Source organism: Pseudomonas botevensis, from assembly GCF_019145475.1.
Taxonomy (GTDB): domain Bacteria; phylum Pseudomonadota; class Gammaproteobacteria; order Pseudomonadales; family Pseudomonadaceae; genus Aquipseudomonas; species Aquipseudomonas botevensis.
The window spans coordinates 88,669-106,186 of sequence record NZ_JAHTKI010000005.1 but is presented as its reverse complement, the minus strand read 5'-3'; the positions used below and the strand labels follow the sequence as shown (position 1 = coordinate 106,186).

Genomic DNA, 17,518 nt, shown 5'->3' with positions numbered 1-17,518 from the left:
ATTTTCGGCAAGTCAAAGAGACAGCTGTGCCGTCTTCTGTGCCGATCCTGCAACCTGACTGCGCGCAGAGCCGATCCGGGCGTTTTTACTCAAAGCAATTCAAGCACTAAGCACAGAAATGCGCACGAAACTCAAGGGCGCTGGATTTGTTGCAGGTGTCCGTAGAGTTTGGCGTACAGGCCACCCTCGGCAATCAGTTGCTGGTGGTCGCCGTCCTCGGCCACCTGACCGCCATCGAACACCAGCACCCGATCCGCCTGCTTAACCGCCGACAGGCGATGGGCAATGATCAGTGTAGTGCGGCCATTGAGGAACCGCGCCAGCGCCTGATGCAGGTTGTATTCGGTGGCAGCGTCGAGCGCCGAGGTGGCTTCGTCGAGAATCACCACTTTCGGCTCGGCAAGAATCATCCGCGCGATCGCCAGACGTTGCCGCTGCCCTCCCGAAAGGCGCACGCCGGAACGCCCGACGATGCTGTCCAGGCCTTGCGGCAAGGCGCGGATGGTGGGTGCGAGCTGGGCAATTTCCAGCGCCTGCCAACAGGCTTCGTCGCTGCGCGTGCGGCCCATGGTCAGGTTGGCCCGCACGGTATCGTTGAACAGCGCCGGATGCTGCAGCACCACCGCCACGTTTTCCCGCACCGTCTCCAGGCCGATATCTTCCTGGGTCGAGCCGCCGAAGCGGATTGTGCCGGCCAGCGGCGTGTACAGCCCCAGCAGCAATTGCACCAAGGTACTTTTACCGCCGCCGCTGGCGCCGACGATCGCCACTTTCTCGCCGGGGGCGATGGACAGGTTCATCTGATCCAGCACCAGTTCGTCGCCATAGCCGAAACTCAAGCCCTGCACCTGAATCCCCACAGTCTCGCGCCCCTTGAACGGATCGACACCGCCGGGATATTGCGGCTCGTCTGCGCGTGCGAGCAGCTCGTTGATGCGGGTCAGTGCGCCACCGGCGGCGTAGTAGGCGTATTGCAGGTTAAGCAGTTGTTCCACCGGGCCGATCATGAACCACAGGTAGCTGAACACCGCGAGCATCTGGCCGATCGACAGGTCGGAAAACAGCACGGTGAGCATCGCCGCCGCGCGGAAAATGTCGATGCCGAACTGGAACAGCAGACCGCTGGCGCGGTTGGAAGCATCGGTTTTCCATTGGGAGTTGACAGCGTAGTTGCGCACTTCCTGGGCGCGCAGGCCGAGACGGCCGAGGAAATACCCCTGACGGTTGCCGGCCCGCACTTCCTGAATGGCATCAAGGGTTTCGCTCAAGGCCTGGGTGAAGCGCGAAGTGCTGTCATTCTCCAGCTTCTTCAGGTGCTTGACCCGTTTGCCCAACTGTACCGTGGCGTAGATCACCAGCGGGTTGAACATCAGGATCAGCAGCGCCAGTTTCCAGTGCATCCACACCAGAATGCTGGCGGTGCCGACCAGCGTCAGCATCGCCACCAGAAAACGGCTGAGGGTTTCGCCGACAAATTTGTCGAGGGTATCCAGGTCTGTGACCAGATGAGTGGTGACCGTGCCGCTGCCCAGGCTTTCGTATTCGCCGAGGGAAATGCGCTTCAGCCGTTCGATCAGGCGCACGCGGATGCGGTAGACGATGTCCTTGGCCAGCCGCGCGAACAGCCGCGCCTGCAACACGCCAAAACACAGGGCGCTGCAGCGCAACGTCAGGGTGACCAGCAGCATCAGGCCGATATAGCCGGCCGCCTGCTGCCACATCGTCGGCAGCACATGGTTCATGACTTTCAACGCGGCATCGCCGTGACCGAGCAGGACTTCGTCCACCAGCAACGGCAACAGCAGCGGAATCGGCACGCTGCACAGGGTCGCCAATACAGCGACGCCGTTGGCGATCCACAGGGATTTTTTGTGATGAAGTGCCAGTCGCCGGACTTCTGCCCAGCTCAGCCGGTCGACACGCTTTACGGCTGGCGTGTCATCGGCCAGGTCAGGCACAGGCCAGACGCTCCAGCCAGCGGCCGAGCAGAGGCGAAAGTTCGCTGAGCGGCTGATAACCGTTGGTCAGCAGCGCCAGTTGGCCATTGCGCTCGGCGAGCAGGGTCGGGAATCCGGCGATCCCCAGATCCTGCACCCAACTGAAATCGGCGGCGGTGGCCGCATGCTGTTCGGCCCGGTCGAAGGCTTCGGCGAATTCGATGCGCGGCACGCCGGCCTGCTCCGCCAGCTCCACCAGCACGCTGGCGTGGGTGACGTCGCGACCTTGCGCGTAGAACGCATGCTGAATCAGCCCCAGCAGCTTCCACGCGCAATCCGGTGCCAGGCTGCGCGCGGTGACGATTGCACGGCAGGCCGGCTCCGTGTCGTAGATGAAGCCGTCGGGCAGCGCGCCTTCGAACTTGAACGGCTGGCCGGTGGCTTCGGTGACCGCCTGCCAGTGTTCGAGGATGTAACGCCGGGTGGTCGGCTCCAGCGCCGCGCCACTGCCGGTGCGCAAGCCGCCGACCACCAGATGCAGCTCGACCCCGGCTGCCTGCGCCTGCTCCACCAATGCTTTGGCGACCGGGGCGAATCCCCAGCACCAGGAACACATCGGATCCATCACATAGAGCAGGCGTGCAGACATGATTAAGCCTCGGTGGATGCTTGCTTATAGTTGTAGCCGATCGGGTGCGGCTGGTTACGGGCCTTGGCCAGTTCGATCTGTTTCTGCCGGTCGACGGCGCTGCGGCGGGTCTTCTCGCTCAGCGTATCCCAGCAATGCGGGCAACTGATGCCGGCCACATAATGCTCGGAGGCACGATCTTCGACACTCACCGGAGTCCGGCAGGCATGACATTGATCGTAGTCGCCTTCGCTGAGGTCGTGGCGCACGGTCACGCGGTTGTCGAACACAAAGCAGTCGCCCTGCCATTTGGTTTCTTCCTGCGGCACCTCTTCGAGGTACTTCAGGATCCCGCCCTTGAGGTGATACACCTCTTCGAAGCCTTCGCCCAGCATGTAGCTGGATGCCTTCTCGCAGCGGATGCCGCCGGTGCAGAACATCGCGACCTTCTTGTGCACGGCCGGGTCGAAGTGGGCTTTGATGTAGTCGGGAAATTCACGAAAACTGGTGGTTTTCGGATCGATCGCGCCTTCGAAGGTGCCGATCGACACTTCGTAGTCGTTGCGGGTATCGATCAGCAGGACTTCCGGGTCGCTGATCAGCGCGTTCCAGTCCTGCGGCTCGACGTAGGTGCCGACCTTCTTGTTCGGGTCGACGCCTTCGACGCCCAGGGTCACGATCTCTTTCTTGAGCTTGACCTTGGTGCGGTAGAACGGCTGCTCGTCGCAGTACGATTCCTTGTGGTCGATGTCGACCAGGCGGGGATCGTTACGCAACCAGACCAACAGCCCGTCGATGCCTTCGCGGCTGCCGGAAACCGTGCCGTTGATGCCTTCTTCGGCGATCAGCAAGGTGCCTTTGACGCCATTGGCGACCATCGCCTGCAACAGCGGCTCGCGCAGGTCTACGTAATCTTCGAGGGTGACGAACTTATACAGTGCCGCCACGACAATCGCTTGTGTCATGGGTATTTCTCCAGGTGGCTACCCTCGCAAAGGGTGAACCGGATGCGAAAAAAAACGCGCCGGCTAAGCGGCGCGTTGCGGATTCTAGCAAAAACACTGTGGGATTAGGACTGCGATCTATCAGCACAGGCCCTCGTCACGACAACTCAGTGCTTGCTACCCCCGGCACAGGTCGGCGATGCCGGAGCGGCGCCCACTTCTGCCCATTCCTGCGGGGTGTAGGTGTGCAGCGCCAACGCATGGAACTCGCCCATCAGCTCGCCGAGCGTGCCGTAGACTTTCTGGTGGCGCTTGACCCGGTTCAGCCCTTCGAACTGCGCGCTGACCACCACAGCCTTGAAGTGGGTCTGCAACCCGCGACTGTGCATGTGGCTTTCATCCAGCACTTGCAGATGCTCGGGCTGCAGCAGGGCCAGCGTCGATTCGATGCGTTGTTGCATGGTCATCAAGAACTCCGCTTACTTCTTCTTGGCCGGGGCAGCGCCTTTAGGCGACAGCTCGTTGGTCATGTCGTCCAGCAGCTTGTTGACGACCGGCACCGCGCTTTCCAGCTTGGCCTGGGTCATCTGGGCCGATTGCTGGGTCAGCTGCGGCATTTTTTCCAGGACTTTCTTGCCCAGCGGCGACTGGTAGAACGCCACCAGATCCTTGAGCTCCTGTTCGCTGAAGTTGCTGGTGTAGAGCTTGACCATGTCAGGCTTGAGCTTGTTCCAGCCGATGGCTTGATCCAGGGCGGCATTGGCCTTGGCCTGGTAGGTTTCCAGAACGGCTTTCTTGGACTCCGGGGCTTTGGTCTGTTCAAAGCGCTGGGCGAACATCTGCTGCACTTGCATGTACACCGGAGTGCCCAGTTTGTCAGCGTGCGCCAGGGTCAGAAAAGATTCGGCACTGGCATTGTGGCTGGCGGTATCGGCAAGCACCTGGCCGCTGGCGCAAACCAGGGCAACCGCGGTACAGATGGCACGAAGACGAGTCATCGAGTTTCCTTTTCAGCTAGGCGAGGTCGAACCCCAAGGGCGACCATTCTGCGCCTAAAAAACGCTGCGGCTCAACCCCCGGGCCTTGCCGCGCTTGATTGCCGGGGCTGGCAGGTCAACAATCAGCTCGATGGAACCACCTGGGCCGGACCCGGCCTAAACTGCGCGAACAGACCAACAGGAGTGTGCATGATGAGCCGTAAAGAATCCGACAGCCTGGGCGAAATCGACGTCCCGGACGAAGCTTACTGGGGCGCTCAGACGCAACGCTCGCTGATCAATTTCGCCATCGGCCAGGAGCGCATGCCGTTGCCGGTGCTGCATGCCCTGGCGCTGATCAAGAAAGCCGCCGCCCGGGTCAATGACCGCAACGGCGATCTGCCGGCCGACATCGCCCGCCTGATCGAACAGGCCGCCGACGAAGTGCTCGACGGCCAGCACGACGACCAGTTTCCGCTGGTGGTATGGCAGACCGGCAGCGGCACCCAGAGCAACATGAACGTCAACGAAGTGATCGCCGGTCGCGCCAACGAACTGTCCGGCAAGGCCCGTGGCGGCAAGTCGCCGGTGCACCCCAACGATCACGTCAACCGCTCCCAGAGTTCCAACGACTGCTTCCCCACCGCCATGAGCATCGCCACCGCGCAGGCGGTGCAAAACCAGTTGCTGCCGGCGATCGCCGAGCTGTCCGGAGGCCTCGCCGAGCTGTCGGCGCGGCACATGAAACTGGTGAAGACCGGGCGCACCCACATGATGGACGCCACGCCGATCACCTTCGGCCAGGAAGTCTCCGGCTTCATCGCTCAACTGGATTACGCCGAGCGGGCGATCCGCGCCGCGCTGCCGGCCGTGTGCGAACTGGCCCAGGGCGGCACCGCCGTCGGCACCGGGCTGAATTCGCCCCATGGTTTTGGCGAGGCGATTGCGGCCGAGCTGGCGGCGCTGTCCGGCCTGCCCTTCGTCACCGCACCGAACAAATTCGCCGCGCTCTCCGGGCATGAACCGCTGACCACCCTTTCCGGCGCCCTGAAAACCCTCGCCGTGGCGCTGATGAAAATCGCCAACGACCTGCGTCTGCTCGGCTCCGGCCCACGAGCCGGGTTCGCCGAAGTGCGGCTGCCGGCCAACGAGCCGGGCAGTTCGATCATGCCCGGCAAGGTCAACCCGACCCAGTGCGAAGCGCTATCGATGCTGGCGTGTCAGGTGCTGGGCAACGACGTGACCATCGGTTTCGCCGCAAGCCAGGGCCACTTGCAGTTGAACGTGTTCAAACCGGTGCTCATCCACAACCTGCTGCAGTCGATCCGCCTGTTGGGTGACGGTTGCAGCAACTTCCACCAGCACTGCATCGCCGGGCTGGAGCCGGATGCCGAAGTCATGGCGCAACATCTGGAACGTGGCCTGATGCTGGTGACGGCGCTGAACCCGCACATCGGCTACGACAAATCGGCGGAAATCGCCAAGAAGGCCTACAGCGAAGGGCTGACCCTGCGCGAATCCGCACTGGCGCTGGGTTATCTGACCAATGAAGAGTTCGATGCCTGGGTGCGGCCGGAGAACATGATCGAGCCCGGGGCCAAGGGCTGAGTGTTGTAGCGCCTGACCGTCACCCTTCGCGGGCAAGCCCGCTCCCACAAAGATGTGAGAGCGGGCTTGCCCGCGAAGGGCACCATCAAGATCCTCAGCCAGGCACCGCCCGCGCCCGCCGCGCCTTGAGCCCGGCGATCAGCGAAGGCCCCAACGCCACCAGCGCCGACCCCAGCACCACCAGCACCGCCCCGCCATAGCCCAGCGCATTGATCTGCTCGGCATGCACGTATTCCGGCCACGTCCAGGCGGCCACCGCGACAGCGCCGAACGTCACCAGCGGCGTGATCGCCAGCGTGGCGCTGACTCGCGACGCTTCCCAATGGGCCAGTGCCTCGGCAAACGCGCCGTAGGCAATCAGGGTGTTCATGCAGCACGCCAGCAACAACCAGCCCTGCAACGGGTTCAGTTCCAGCGCTTCGAGCGGATGCACCCACGGCGTCAGCAGCAAGGCGCAGAACAGGTAGATCACCATCATCACCTGCAACGAATTCCAGACCGTCAGCAATTGCTTCTGCCCCAGCGCATAGAACGTCCAGACCGTCGACGCGAGCAACACCAGCAACACCCCGGCGGTGTAATCCGACAGCGAGGTCAGCAGTTCCGCCAGGCGCTGGTTGAAAAACAGCGCGAAGCCAATCAACAGTACCGCCAGGCCAATGCCCTGGCCGATGCTGAAACGCTCCTTGAACACGAACAGACTGGCGATCAACAACATGATCGGCCCCATCTGCACCACCAGTTGCGCGGTGCCGGGGCTGAGCAGGTTAAGCCCCATCAGATACAACACGTAGTTGCCGACCAGCCCGAGCACCGCCATCAGCACCAGCCAGCCGCCCTTGGGACCCAACTGCTTGCGGCTCGGCAGACGGCGGGTGGCCGCCAGATAAATGAACAGGCAACCGCCGGACACCGTCAGGCGAAACCAGGTCACGGTGATCGGGTCCATCACCAGCAGCACCTGTTTGAGCTTGATCGGCAGGATTCCCCAGAGAAACGCGGTCAACAAGGCCAGGAACATGCCGTACACCCAGCGACCCGACGAAATGTGCATGAGAACCCCGAAAACTGCCGACGAGAGTGGTCATTCTAGGCGTAGCCATCGGCGCGACACAGGGACAGTTGCGCTGCGGCCGCAAATGAAACTGTGCAGGTCGCAACGAAAAATTGACGGATTGCCGTTGATCGGTTGAACGAGCGAGCCAAGTGCTTCGGGCATAAGCTCATTGGATCCGACCCGGACCCTCACTCACCAGGAAGACCGATCATGTTAGGCATGCGCGCCCAGGACACCGCCCCCGCCACGCACTTTCGCAGCGACCGGGTGTGCCGGGTCAATGGCGAACTGTTTTTCAGCACGCGGGAGAACACCCTCGAAGGGCCGTTCGACAACCTTGAAAGCGCGGAAAAAGAAATCCGCGCTTATATAGCGCGGATGCAGATGCTGGATTCCAGCCGATAGATCCAGCGCCCTCTTCACAGACAAGCCCGCCTGCTCCTGTGGGAGCCGGCTTGTCTGTGAAGAGACCGGAACAGGCCGCCAATGCCTCTGCCCTCAGCGCACTGCCTCGAACAACCCGCTGGCTCCCATCCCGCCGCCCACGCACATGGTCACGATCCCGTAACGCAGACTGCGTCGCTGCAGCTCGCGCACCAGATGCCCGACCTGACGTGAACCGGTCATGCCAAACGGGTGGCCGATGGAAATCGAGCCGCCATTGACGTTGTACTTCTCATTGTCGATTTCCAGCCGGTCGCGGCTGTACAGGCACTGCGAGGCGAACGCTTCGTTCAGTTCCCACAGATCAATGTCCGCCACTTGCAGCCCCTTGGCCTTGAGCAGTTTCGGCACCGAGAACACCGGGCCGATGCCCATTTCGTCCGGCTCGCAACCGGCCACGGTAAAACCACGAAAAAACGCTTTCGGCTTGAGCCCCAGTTGCAGGGCTTTTTCCAGGCTCATCACCAGGGTCATCGAGGCACCGTCGGACAACTGCGAGGAGTTGCCGGCGGTCACCGAACCGTCCTCGGCAAACACCGGTTTCAACCCGGCAAGGCTTTCGTAAGTGGTGTCCGGGCGGTTGCAATCATCGTGCTCGACGATACCGTCGAGGATCTGCACTTCGCCGCTGTTCTTGTCTTCAACCCGGTATTTTACGGCCATCGGCACGATTTCATCGTCGAACAGACCGGCCGCCTGCGCGTGTGCGGTACGCAACTGGCTTTGCAGGGAATAACGATCCTGCGCCTCACGAGTGACCCCGTAACGGCGCGCCACCACTTCGGCGGTCTGGCCCATCGTGTGGTAAATGCCCGGCACCTGCTGTTTGAGCAACGGGTTGATCAGGTGATCGGTGTTGACGCTCTTGAGGGTCAGGCTGATCGACTCGACACCGCCGGCAACGATGATATCGCTGCAACCCGACGCGATCTGGTTGGCGGCAATCGCAATCGCCTGCAAGCCCGAAGAGCAGAAACGGTTAAGGGTCATGCCGGCGGTGCCGGTGCCCAAACGCGACAGCACCGCCACGTTACGCCCGATGTTGTAGCCCTGGGCGCCTTCGTTGGAGCCGGCGCCGACGATGCAATCCTCGACGCTGGCCGGGTCGACGTCGTTGCGCGTCAGCAGCGCGTTGACACAATGAGCCGCCATGTCATCGGGACGGGTCTGGTTGAACTTGCCGCGAAAGGACTTGGCCAGGCCGGTCCGCACGCTGTCGACGATCACCACTTCACGCATGGCATACCTCATTGTTGTAGTCGGTTGAGAGTGGACCGAGCATAAGTCCACCCGATTGCCGACCGCGACAATCATTCACCCCGCGTATGCGTGTCCATCGGCTCAGTCCTTATGTTTCTTCGCTTTGCGGTCGGACTTCTCGAACGCCTCCTCCAGCGCCCGGTTGATCGTGCGCAGCACCTTGACCCGCGCCCAGCGCTTGTCGTTGGCCTCGACCAGGGTCCACGGCGAAATCTCGGTACTGGTGCGGTCGACCATATCGCCCACCGCCGCGCGGTAGTCGTCCCACTTGTCGCGGTTGCGCCAGTCGTCTTCGGTGATCTTGAAGCGTTTGAACGGGATCTCCTCGCGCGCCTGGAACCGTTCCATTTGCGTGTCCTTGTCGATCGCCAGCCAGAACTTGACGACGATCACCCCGGCATCGTCGATCTGCTCCTCGAAGTCGTTGATTTCGCCGTAGGCGCGCATCCAGTCGGCGGTGCTGCAAAAGCCCTCGATACGCTCCACCAGCACCCGGCCATACCAAGATCGGTCAAACACGGTGAACTTGCCCCGGGCCGGAATGTGCCGCCAGAACCGCCACAGATACGGCTGCGCACGCTCTTCTTCGGTCGGCGCGGCAATCGGCACAATGCTGTACTGGCGCGGATCGAGCGCCGCCGCCACCCGCCGGATCGCTCCGCCCTTGCCCGCCGCATCATTGCCTTCGAACACCGCCACCAGCGCATGGCGGCGCATGCGTTTGTCACGCATCAGCCCGGACAGCCGCGCCTGCTCGGTGATCAGTTGTTCTTCGTAGTCGCTTTTATCCAGACTCAGGGTCAGGTTGAGGCTGTCGAGCAGGTTCAATTGATCGACCGAGGTGCCCAACGGCGCGGCGCTGACATCGTGCGGATGCACGTCCGGGCGCTTCAAGGCGTTTTGCAGCCCCTCAAGCAGAATCTTGCCGACCGCCAGGCTGCGGTAATGCGCGTCCACGCCTTCGATGACATGCCACGGCGCGTAATCGCGGCTGGTGCGGCGCAGCACGCGCTCGCCGTACTTGACGAACTTGTCGTAGGTTTCCGACTGTTGCCAGTCCAGCGGGCTGATGCGCCAGCTGTGCAGCGGATCATCGGCAAGGGCCTTGAGCCGCGCCTTCATCTGCTTCTTGGACAGGTGAAACCAGAACTTGAAGATCAATGCGCCTTCATCGCACAGCATCTTTTCCAGACGCTCGGCGCCCGCGATCGACTGATCCAGACGCGGGTCCTTGAACAACCCATGCACCCGCCCCTGAAGCATCTGGCTGTACCAGTTGCCGAAGAAAATGCCCATTCGCCCCTTGGCCGGAAGCATCCGCCAGTAACGCCAGGCCGGTGGCCGCGCGAGTTCTTCGTCGCTCTGCTGATCGAAGGTGCGCACTTCGATCAGTCGGGGGTCCATCCATTCGTTGAGCAGTTTTACCGTCTCGCCCTTGCCGGCGCCTTCGATGCCGTTGATCAGAATGATCACCGGGAAACGCTTCTGCTGCTGCAACTCGAACTGCGCCTCGAGCAACGCTTCGCGTAATGCGGGCACCGCCGCATCATAGGTTTCTTTGTCGATGGCGTGACCGATTTCAGCGGATTCGAACATGGGACGGCTCCTTCCAGAATTCAGCAAGACTAGCGGATTGGGCACAGGCGCGGCAGAGAAATTCCCGCGGGTTGCGGATTGTCTTCGACCCGGCGAATGCAAGGCTTGCCATGGATCAAGCAGCGCCCGCGCTATCGGCTAGAATGGCCGCCTTGTCGTTGCCGAGCCTGCCATGAAACCTGTACTGCCCCACGCCCAACTCGACTGGGATGACCTGGGACGCCCGCGTTCGCGAGTGTTCGACGATGTGTATTTTTCCGATCAGTCGGGCCTGGATGAAACCCGTTACGTGTTCCTCGAACAGAATCGCCTGGCCGAACGTTTTGCCGCGCTGCCGGCCCACGGGCGTCTGGTGATCGGCGAAACCGGCTTCGGCACCGGGTTGAATTTTCTCTGCGCCTGGCAGTTGTTCGAACAACACGCCCCGGCCGGCGCGCGGCTGCATTTCGTCAGCGTCGAAAAGTACCCGCTGAGCCCTGCCGACCTGCAACGGGCGCTGGCCCTGTGGCCGTCACTCAAGGCTCAGGCCGATCAGTTGCTCAAGCATTACGTGGCGATTCATCAGGGTTTCCAGCGCATCGTGCTGGACCATGGCCGGGTGACGCTGACGCTGTTGATCGGCGATGCGCTGGAGCAATTGCCGCAACTGGATGCGCAGATCGACGCCTGGTTTCTCGACGGTTTCGCCCCGGCGAAAAACCCCGAGATGTGGACCGCCGAACTGTTCGCCGAACTGGCGCGACTGGCGGCGCCGGGTTCGACCATCAGCACCTTCACCAGCACCGGTTGGGTGCGGCGCTTGCTCAATGCCGCCGGCTTCAAGATGAAACGCACGCCGGGCATCGGCCACAAATGGGAGATTCTGCGCGGCGAATTTCTCGGCTGGCCCGAGGGCGTTGCGCCACCGCCGCCGGACAAACCCTGGTTCGCCCGCCCGGCCCCGGTGTCCGGTGAGCGTCATGCGCTGGTGATCGGTGCCGGCCTCGCCGGTTGCGCCAGCGCCGCCAGTCTCGCGGCGCGGGGTTGGCGGGTCAGCCTGCTGGAACGCCATGACGCCGTCGCGCAAGAAGCCTCGGGCAACCCGCAAGGCGTGCTGTATCTGAAACTTTCGGCCCACGGCACCGCGTTGTCGCAGTTGATCGTCAGCGGTTTCGGTTACACCCGGCGTCTGCTGGAAACCCTGCAACGTGGCACCGACTGGGACGACTGCGGCGTGCTGCAACTGGCGTTCAACCACAAGGAAGCCGAACGACAGGCACAACTGGCGGCGGCGTTCCCGGAGGATCTGTTGCAATGGCTCGATCAGCCCCAGGCGCAGGCTCGCGCCGGTGTCGGCCTGGCGCACGGCGGTCTGTTTTACCCCGAGGGTGGCTGGGTGCACCCGCCTGCGCTGTGTCAGGCCCAGGCCAGCCGAGACCATGTCCAATTGCTCAAACATCACGACGTGCTGCAATTGCGTAAGGTCGATGATCACTGGCAAGCCTTCGACGGTGACCGACTGCTCGCCAGCGCGCCGGTGGTGGTGCTGGCCGGTGCAGCCGAGATCAAGCGCTTTGCCCAGAGCGCCGAACTGCCCCTCAAGCGCATCCGTGGGCAGATCACCCGACTGGCGCAAACCGCGCAGAGCCAGGCACTGGCAACGGTGGTCTGCGCCGAAGGCTACGTGGCGCCTGCCCGTTTGGGTGAGCACACGCTCGGCGCCAGCTTCGACTTCAACAGCGACGACCTGACCCCGACCACCGCCGAACACCTGGGCAACCTGGCGATGCTCGAAGAGATTTCCAGCGATCTGGTCGCGCGCCTGAACCTCGGCGAACAACCCGCCGAACAGTTGCAGGGACGCGCAGCCTTCCGCTGCACCAGCCCCGACTACCTGCCAATCGTCGGCCCCCTCGCCGACCGCGAAGCCTTCACCCAGGCCTACGCCGCGCTGGGCAGGGACGCCCGGCAAGTGCCGGACATCCCGTGCCCGTGGTTCGAGGGGCTGTACGTCAACAGCGGCCACGGTTCGCGCGGCTTGATCACCGCGCCGCTGTCCGGCGAACTGCTCGCTGCCTGGCTGGACAACGAACCGCTGCCCCTGCCCCGAAGCGTTGCCGAAGCCTGCCATCCCAACCGGTTCGCCCTGCGCCGGTTGATCAGGGGTAAATGACTACACCGATACAGCCTCGGGCAGCACGCAAATCCCCAGGTCAATCAGACGCTGAACCCGGTCAGTGATCTGTTTGACCAGGGTGTTTTCCGACTCTGCCTGGCTGGCCGCGTATTCGTTCATCTGCCGCAAGTAGTCGGCGGAGCTGTAGCTGCCCGCCTTGTCGAACAGTGTCTGGATCTTCAACTGATGAGGCGCGCGGGCCTCGCTGAACTCCCGCGCATACACGCCTTGCAGGTGGTCGATCCAGAACGGCTGGCGCGCTAGGAACTCGTGCCATGCCGGACTCAGCTCGGCCGTCGTGACCCGCAGGGAAGCCGTGTCCAGATCGGCAGCGGTGACCCCGCCCAATGAGGCGTAGCGCATGTGTCGCGGTTGCCCCGGCAGATTCAGCGACTCCGCCAGCCCCGTCCGATACGCCAGGCTGACTTCCAGAGGATCGCGCGCCGGATTTTTCCGCGCCTGCTCGGCGGCGATGGCATCCAGCTGTTCGAGGCGGAACAACCCACGGCCCAGTTCCAGCAGCGACGCCGTCGAAGCGCCCTCGGCCCCGGTCACCTTACGAATCTGCGCCGCAAGCTCCAGATGACTGAAGTTCATGGCGGCGGAGTCCGTGCAGTTGATCGGGTTGGCGGCCACATCGAAAACCTGCTCGCGGAGTGCGGTATCGGCCTCGGTATGCTGCAGAACCTCCCAGACACGGGTCGTCAGATCCTCACGCACCTGATCGGAATCGGCGGTGTTGCCCAGTTCGGCCAGCAAATGAAACAGCCCGTCGGCGCCCGGATCATCCTTGAGTGCCGTCCAGATCTTCAAGCGCTGCTCACCGACCTCGCCACCGGTTTCGGACAACCAGAGCGCCCGTGCCGATTGCTCGTCGAGACGCGCGTTGTCGTTTTCCACGAACCCCATGCCGACCCCGACGCGATCGCGATAACTTTCCAGCTGGACGCTACTGGAGCGTGACAACGGGTTGTCGCGCAGGTTGAGGGTTTCGCTGAAGCTTTTCTCGGCCTCGAACAACCACTCGGGCAGTTCCTGAATGTCGTTGCCACGCATGTCCACACGATCCAGGTTGGGCAGGCGCTCAAGCCCTTTGGGCAACTCGGTGGCGCGGGTATTGCGCAACGAGAGGTAAACCAGATCGAACATTTTGCTGACGTCCGGCGTCGCCCCCAGATGGTTGTCACTCAGGTTCAGGGCTTGCAGGGTGCGCAGGTTCGACAGTTTGGCCAGGGTCTGCTCGTTCAGCTTGAGCTGGTTGGAGGCCAGGCTCAATTGCCTGAGGCCGGGCATGTGCGAGAGCACTTCCGGCAGCAGGGTGAGCCGGTTCTTGTCGAGTTCCACGGACTCCGCCTGCTTGAAGGCCTTGAGGAAATAGGCGACGTCATTGCCCAGCGCCATGTCCTTGAGTGACAAGCGCTTCACATGATCAAAGTTGAGCCCGACCGGCAGCACCGGCAACTTGCCGACACGCATGCCATCCAGTTTCAATGCATGCACCGGACGGCGAAATTCGTCGGGGGCAAATACCATGCGCCGAAAGCTGTCCTCGATCACCGCAGCCACGGTTCGCCGACTCTCGCGCACTTCGCTCGACACGCCCCCGGCCTCTTTCACGCCTGCCTCGTCCCCGGCCCAGTCTTCCAGCGCTTCGCGCAGGCGGCCCAGATCCGTTCGCAGCTGTTTGACGCGGGTGGCCCGGGCAAGGTGGTCGTTGCCCAGGCTGTCGAGCAATTCACCGGCCTGCTGACTGGACAGGCGTGGATAGAGTTTGCGCAGCTTGAGCAGCAATGCACGCGAGTGCTTCGATCCCGCAGGCGGGTCGGCCTGTGCGCAGCCCGGTTCAGGGGCAGCACGCTCGAACTTGCCACCGGCCAGGATTCGCGCACACCCCTCCCGTTCATCAAGTCCCCGGTCGAGCAACTGGCGTCTTAACCGCCAGGCGTCATCAGTCTTTGACTCGGCAAAACCCAGTGCCTTGCGCTGATCAGCGGACAGGGTTTTGAGCAAGGCCTGGTAAAAGCTGTCGGGGCCTGACTCGAATTGCCCCAACGACTTACCGTCGCTGCCGAATGCCTCATAACCCTGCTTGAGTCTGACCAGGGTGCGAGGGTTCGCCGAGGTGGAGGCCTTCGTGCCAACCGATTCCAGCAAGCGGCCCTTGAGGGTCTGCGCCCGCACCTCCAGATGTACGCTCGTGTCCCAGCCACTCAGTTGGGGCAGCAATTGGACGGCCAGTTTTTCCGTATCGGGATTACTGACGTCGGTCAGATAAAAGCCGCTCAACGCGCGGTCGACACGGACAGCGGCCGACGCCTCGCGGACTTTCTGCGCCAGCTCCATGGGCACGCGGCCGGTGGCCCGCAGACGCAAACGCTCGACACTGGCCGCCTGTTTGAGCAGTTCGTGGGCGTAGCGCACCGGCACCTGCGGATAGACGCCACGCACGGTGGCCACGTCCGGGACGGTGCTCTGGTCGTAACGCTGATACAGGTGTTCGAACAACCCGCGCCGATCGGCCTTGACCGTTTCGCCGATTTTCTTCGCCAGCAGGACGGGTTGATTGTTAGCCGCTTCCTCCCCAAGCAGCGCTTCCAGCTCTTTGGGATACAGACCGTCAATCACGGTCTGGAGCAATTCGCCGTTGGCGAGCTGCGCCTGGCTGACAATGACACTCAAGGTGTCGTCATCGATGGCGGTGGGTGGATAGGTCGCCGTGATCCGGCCCTGCGCATCCACCACCTTGAGATAACGATCGACCGGCCAGCAAGGCAACTTCGGCAAAGTGTGCAATTGCTCCTGCGCATAGGTATTGCCGGTCACCTCGCCGCGCTCCATCTCGGTGATGAATTCCCGCAACCGGCGTTCGATCCGCAGACGCTCCAGCGCATCGGACAGACGCGCGGGCAGCGGCAGATTGTCATCGCTCAAACGGTGCAACTCGTCAAAGCGGATGTCAGTCAGGCGACGCACCATGTCCAGGCGCCCGTCATCGATGTCCTGCAAGCGCGGGTCGATACGCTTGAGCGTGTAAGCACCGGTCCAGTGTTCGCTGGACTCGGCTTGATGGCGCCAGCCGCCCAGGGCGTTGAGTTCGACCTTCGGGGCATAAGCCTGCGCTCGCCTCGGATGCTGGATGTGCCAGGTTCGGGTATGCGGGTTCAGTTCCACCAGGTAGGCGTGATAGTCGATCCGGATCCAGATCTTGCCGCCAACGGCAAGAGTTCCGGCGGCCTCGGGCGCCAACTGGTAGGCATCCAGCTCCGGTTTCCACAACCGGTCCTCGCCGCTGCGGTTGAGAATGGCGGTGAACGGTCGGAAAAACTCCGGATGCTTGCGCGCGGTTCTGATCGCCAGGGTCTTGAGGGCGTTCTGGCCGACCCCGGTTACCACCATCAGCACAATGTTTTCCGCGACGCTGAGCAGGTGCGACAGCGCTTCGCGCTGGTCGCCGTGACTCCAGTCCTCGACGCCTTCATAAACCTCGCCGAGCAACTGGCCGATGGCAACGCCCATCATCAATTCACCGAGCACCGGAACGAACAGCCCCGCGACGTTGGCGACCGTCAGGCCGATTTCCAGGTAGGCGCTCAGGCGTTTTTCCCGCGCGTCCTCATCCACGTCGGCGGTGGGCACCGCGAGCACGCGAGCATCCCGCTGCAATTTGCCAACATGGCTCTTGAGCATGAAATCGAACAGCGGCTCGCTCAGCGACAACGGCTTGACCTGACCCAGGCTGCGACGCTCAGCGAACGTCTTGAAGAAATCCGCCTTGTCGTCTTCATCGAGGCAATGGGTGAAATACTGCCGGTAACTGTCGATCCCCAGCCTGAAATTCAGGTACTCAACACAGGCCTTGAAGCTGGGAAATTCGTACAGGGGCTGATAAGGCTCATTGGCCATGTACACCAGGCATTTCTCTTGCGGGAACGCCTCGACCGAACGCTCGGAAAACACCACGGCGCCCCACACACAACTGCCGAGCAACTGGATGCCCTGCATGATCCAGGGCCGCCCTTCGTAATGCAGCGTCTTGTCGCTGACCACGCCGCCGGCCTCGATCAGCCGCTGCACCATCCGGAACCCGGCCTCGGTGATGTGCGCCTTGATCAGCGCCATGTGCAGATCGAACTGCAACAACTGGCGCTTCAAGGTGGCGATGTCCTGGGTCAGCGCACTGGTTGCGACCACGGCGCCATCGACGCGACGCAGGCCGAAGACCTGCAGAAAATGCTGCTGATATTTCTGCCCCAGATCCAGCTCCCGACAGAACCCGGCGAACGCGGCGGGCGTCAGACCGGGCACACCTGACGGTGTACTGGCGACCCGGACGACGCTGCCCTCGGGAAAGCCATCAGCCCCGGTTTGCTCTTCGCTGAAATTCTGCATCGCAGCGTCCAGCAGACTGCGTGTGGCCGGTGCGACCGTCGCCGGTTTGCCGTCAGCAGCAGGCGTTGTCGCACAACCGCAGGCAGCGCCCGGCAACTCCAGATGATCTCTTTCAACATCAAACCCCACGCCCCATCGGGCCGCCAGGGCAATGCTCAATTCGGCCGTGCAAAACGCCTTCAATGACTTCAACGCCTTCAACTCGGCTTCGACCTTCAATTGACTGGCATGCAGTTCGCGAGAGGTCTTGTCCAGCGCCTCAAGCGTGCCGGTGGCGCTTTTCAGCAACCCGGCAGGCAAACGTTTTTGCAGGACTTGAGCGGTCTCCAGATCGCCGGTGGCTTCCAGCAGCACGGTCAGAATCTGGCGGGATGTCAGCGTGGACGGGGGCGCAGGCTCCTTCTTGCTCGACATGGGCAATATTCCTTTATTGCAGGTTGGGGCCATTACCCTAGCGATCCTTCGCGGCGATGAAAAACAAGAAAACCTGCACGGTTGCACAGCGTAATGAGCAGTAATCTGC

The 17,518-nt window shown here is 62.5% G+C and carries 12 protein-coding genes; 3 read left to right on the top strand and 9 right to left on the bottom strand.

What is annotated here, in order from left to right:
• Positions 1-131: 131 nt before the first annotated feature.
• The 5 genes from KVQ74_RS09020 to KVQ74_RS09000 form a co-directional block, all read right to left on the bottom strand.
• A complete protein-coding gene (locus KVQ74_RS09020) occupies positions 132-1,958 on the bottom strand; it encodes an ABC transporter ATP-binding protein (protein WP_217830724.1) in 1,827 nt (608 codons plus the stop codon).
• The gene (locus tag KVQ74_RS09015; protein ID WP_217830884.1) at positions 1,951-2,553 is read right to left on the bottom strand and encodes a DsbA family protein; all 603 of its coding nucleotides are present in this window, start codon (positions 2,551-2,553) and stop codon (positions 1,951-1,953) included. Before KVQ74_RS09015 ends, KVQ74_RS09020 begins: the two co-directional genes overlap by 8 nt.
• 35 nt (positions 2,554-2,588) lie before the next feature.
• Positions 2,589-3,530, bottom strand: a complete 942-nt coding sequence (trhO, locus tag KVQ74_RS09010; RefSeq protein WP_217830723.1) for an oxygen-dependent tRNA uridine(34) hydroxylase TrhO — start codon at positions 3,528-3,530, stop codon at positions 2,589-2,591.
• 146 nt (positions 3,531-3,676) lie between these two features.
• Entirely contained in the window at positions 3,677-3,976 is a 300-nt protein-coding gene (locus tag KVQ74_RS09005; protein WP_065257175.1) for a BolA family protein, read from the bottom strand.
• A gap of 12 nt (positions 3,977-3,988) precedes the next feature.
• Complete coding sequence (locus tag KVQ74_RS09000) at positions 3,989-4,507, bottom strand: DUF2059 domain-containing protein (protein WP_217830722.1); 519 nt, start codon at positions 4,505-4,507, stop codon at positions 3,989-3,991.
• Between the two features lie 192 nt (positions 4,508-4,699).
• Between KVQ74_RS09000 and KVQ74_RS08995 the strand changes: the two genes are divergently transcribed.
• The gene (locus KVQ74_RS08995) at positions 4,700-6,094 is read left to right on the top strand and encodes a class II fumarate hydratase (protein ID WP_217830721.1); all 1,395 of its coding nucleotides are present in this window, start codon (positions 4,700-4,702) and stop codon (positions 6,092-6,094) included.
• A gap of 94 nt (positions 6,095-6,188) precedes the next feature.
• Here KVQ74_RS08995 and KVQ74_RS08990 read toward each other — a convergent pair whose 3' ends face one another.
• Complete coding sequence (locus KVQ74_RS08990; RefSeq protein ID WP_217830720.1) at positions 6,189-7,148, bottom strand: DMT family transporter; 960 nt, start codon at positions 7,146-7,148, stop codon at positions 6,189-6,191.
• Between the two features lie 213 nt (positions 7,149-7,361).
• Between KVQ74_RS08990 and KVQ74_RS08985 the strand changes: the two genes are divergently transcribed.
• Positions 7,362-7,556, top strand: a complete 195-nt coding sequence (locus KVQ74_RS08985; protein ID WP_217830719.1) for a DUF6316 family protein — start codon at positions 7,362-7,364, stop codon at positions 7,554-7,556.
• Between the two features lie 93 nt (positions 7,557-7,649).
• Here the strand turns inward: KVQ74_RS08985 and KVQ74_RS08980 are convergent, their stop codons facing one another.
• Both KVQ74_RS08980 and pap read right to left on the bottom strand, forming a co-directional pair.
• Positions 7,650-8,834, bottom strand: a complete 1,185-nt coding sequence (locus KVQ74_RS08980) for a thiolase family protein (protein ID WP_217830718.1) — start codon at positions 8,832-8,834, stop codon at positions 7,650-7,652.
• A 102-nt stretch (positions 8,835-8,936) separates the two neighbouring features.
• Positions 8,937-10,451, bottom strand: a complete 1,515-nt coding sequence (pap, locus tag KVQ74_RS08975) for a polyphosphate:AMP phosphotransferase (RefSeq protein WP_217830717.1) — start codon at positions 10,449-10,451, stop codon at positions 8,937-8,939.
• Positions 10,452-10,623: 172 nt separating this feature from the next.
• Here pap and mnmC point away from each other — a divergent pair, with 172 nt between their 5' ends.
• The gene (gene mnmC / locus KVQ74_RS08970; RefSeq protein ID WP_217830716.1) at positions 10,624-12,603 is read left to right on the top strand and encodes a bifunctional tRNA (5-methylaminomethyl-2-thiouridine)(34)-methyltransferase MnmD/FAD-dependent 5-carboxymethylaminomethyl-2-thiouridine(34) oxidoreductase MnmC; all 1,980 of its coding nucleotides are present in this window, start codon (positions 10,624-10,626) and stop codon (positions 12,601-12,603) included.
• Here the strand turns inward: mnmC and KVQ74_RS08965 are convergent, their stop codons facing one another.
• Positions 12,604-17,409, bottom strand: coding sequence for an NEL-type E3 ubiquitin ligase domain-containing protein (locus KVQ74_RS08965; RefSeq protein WP_217830715.1), 4,806 nt, complete (start codon positions 17,407-17,409; stop codon positions 12,604-12,606).
• Positions 17,410-17,518: the final 109 nt, after the last annotated feature.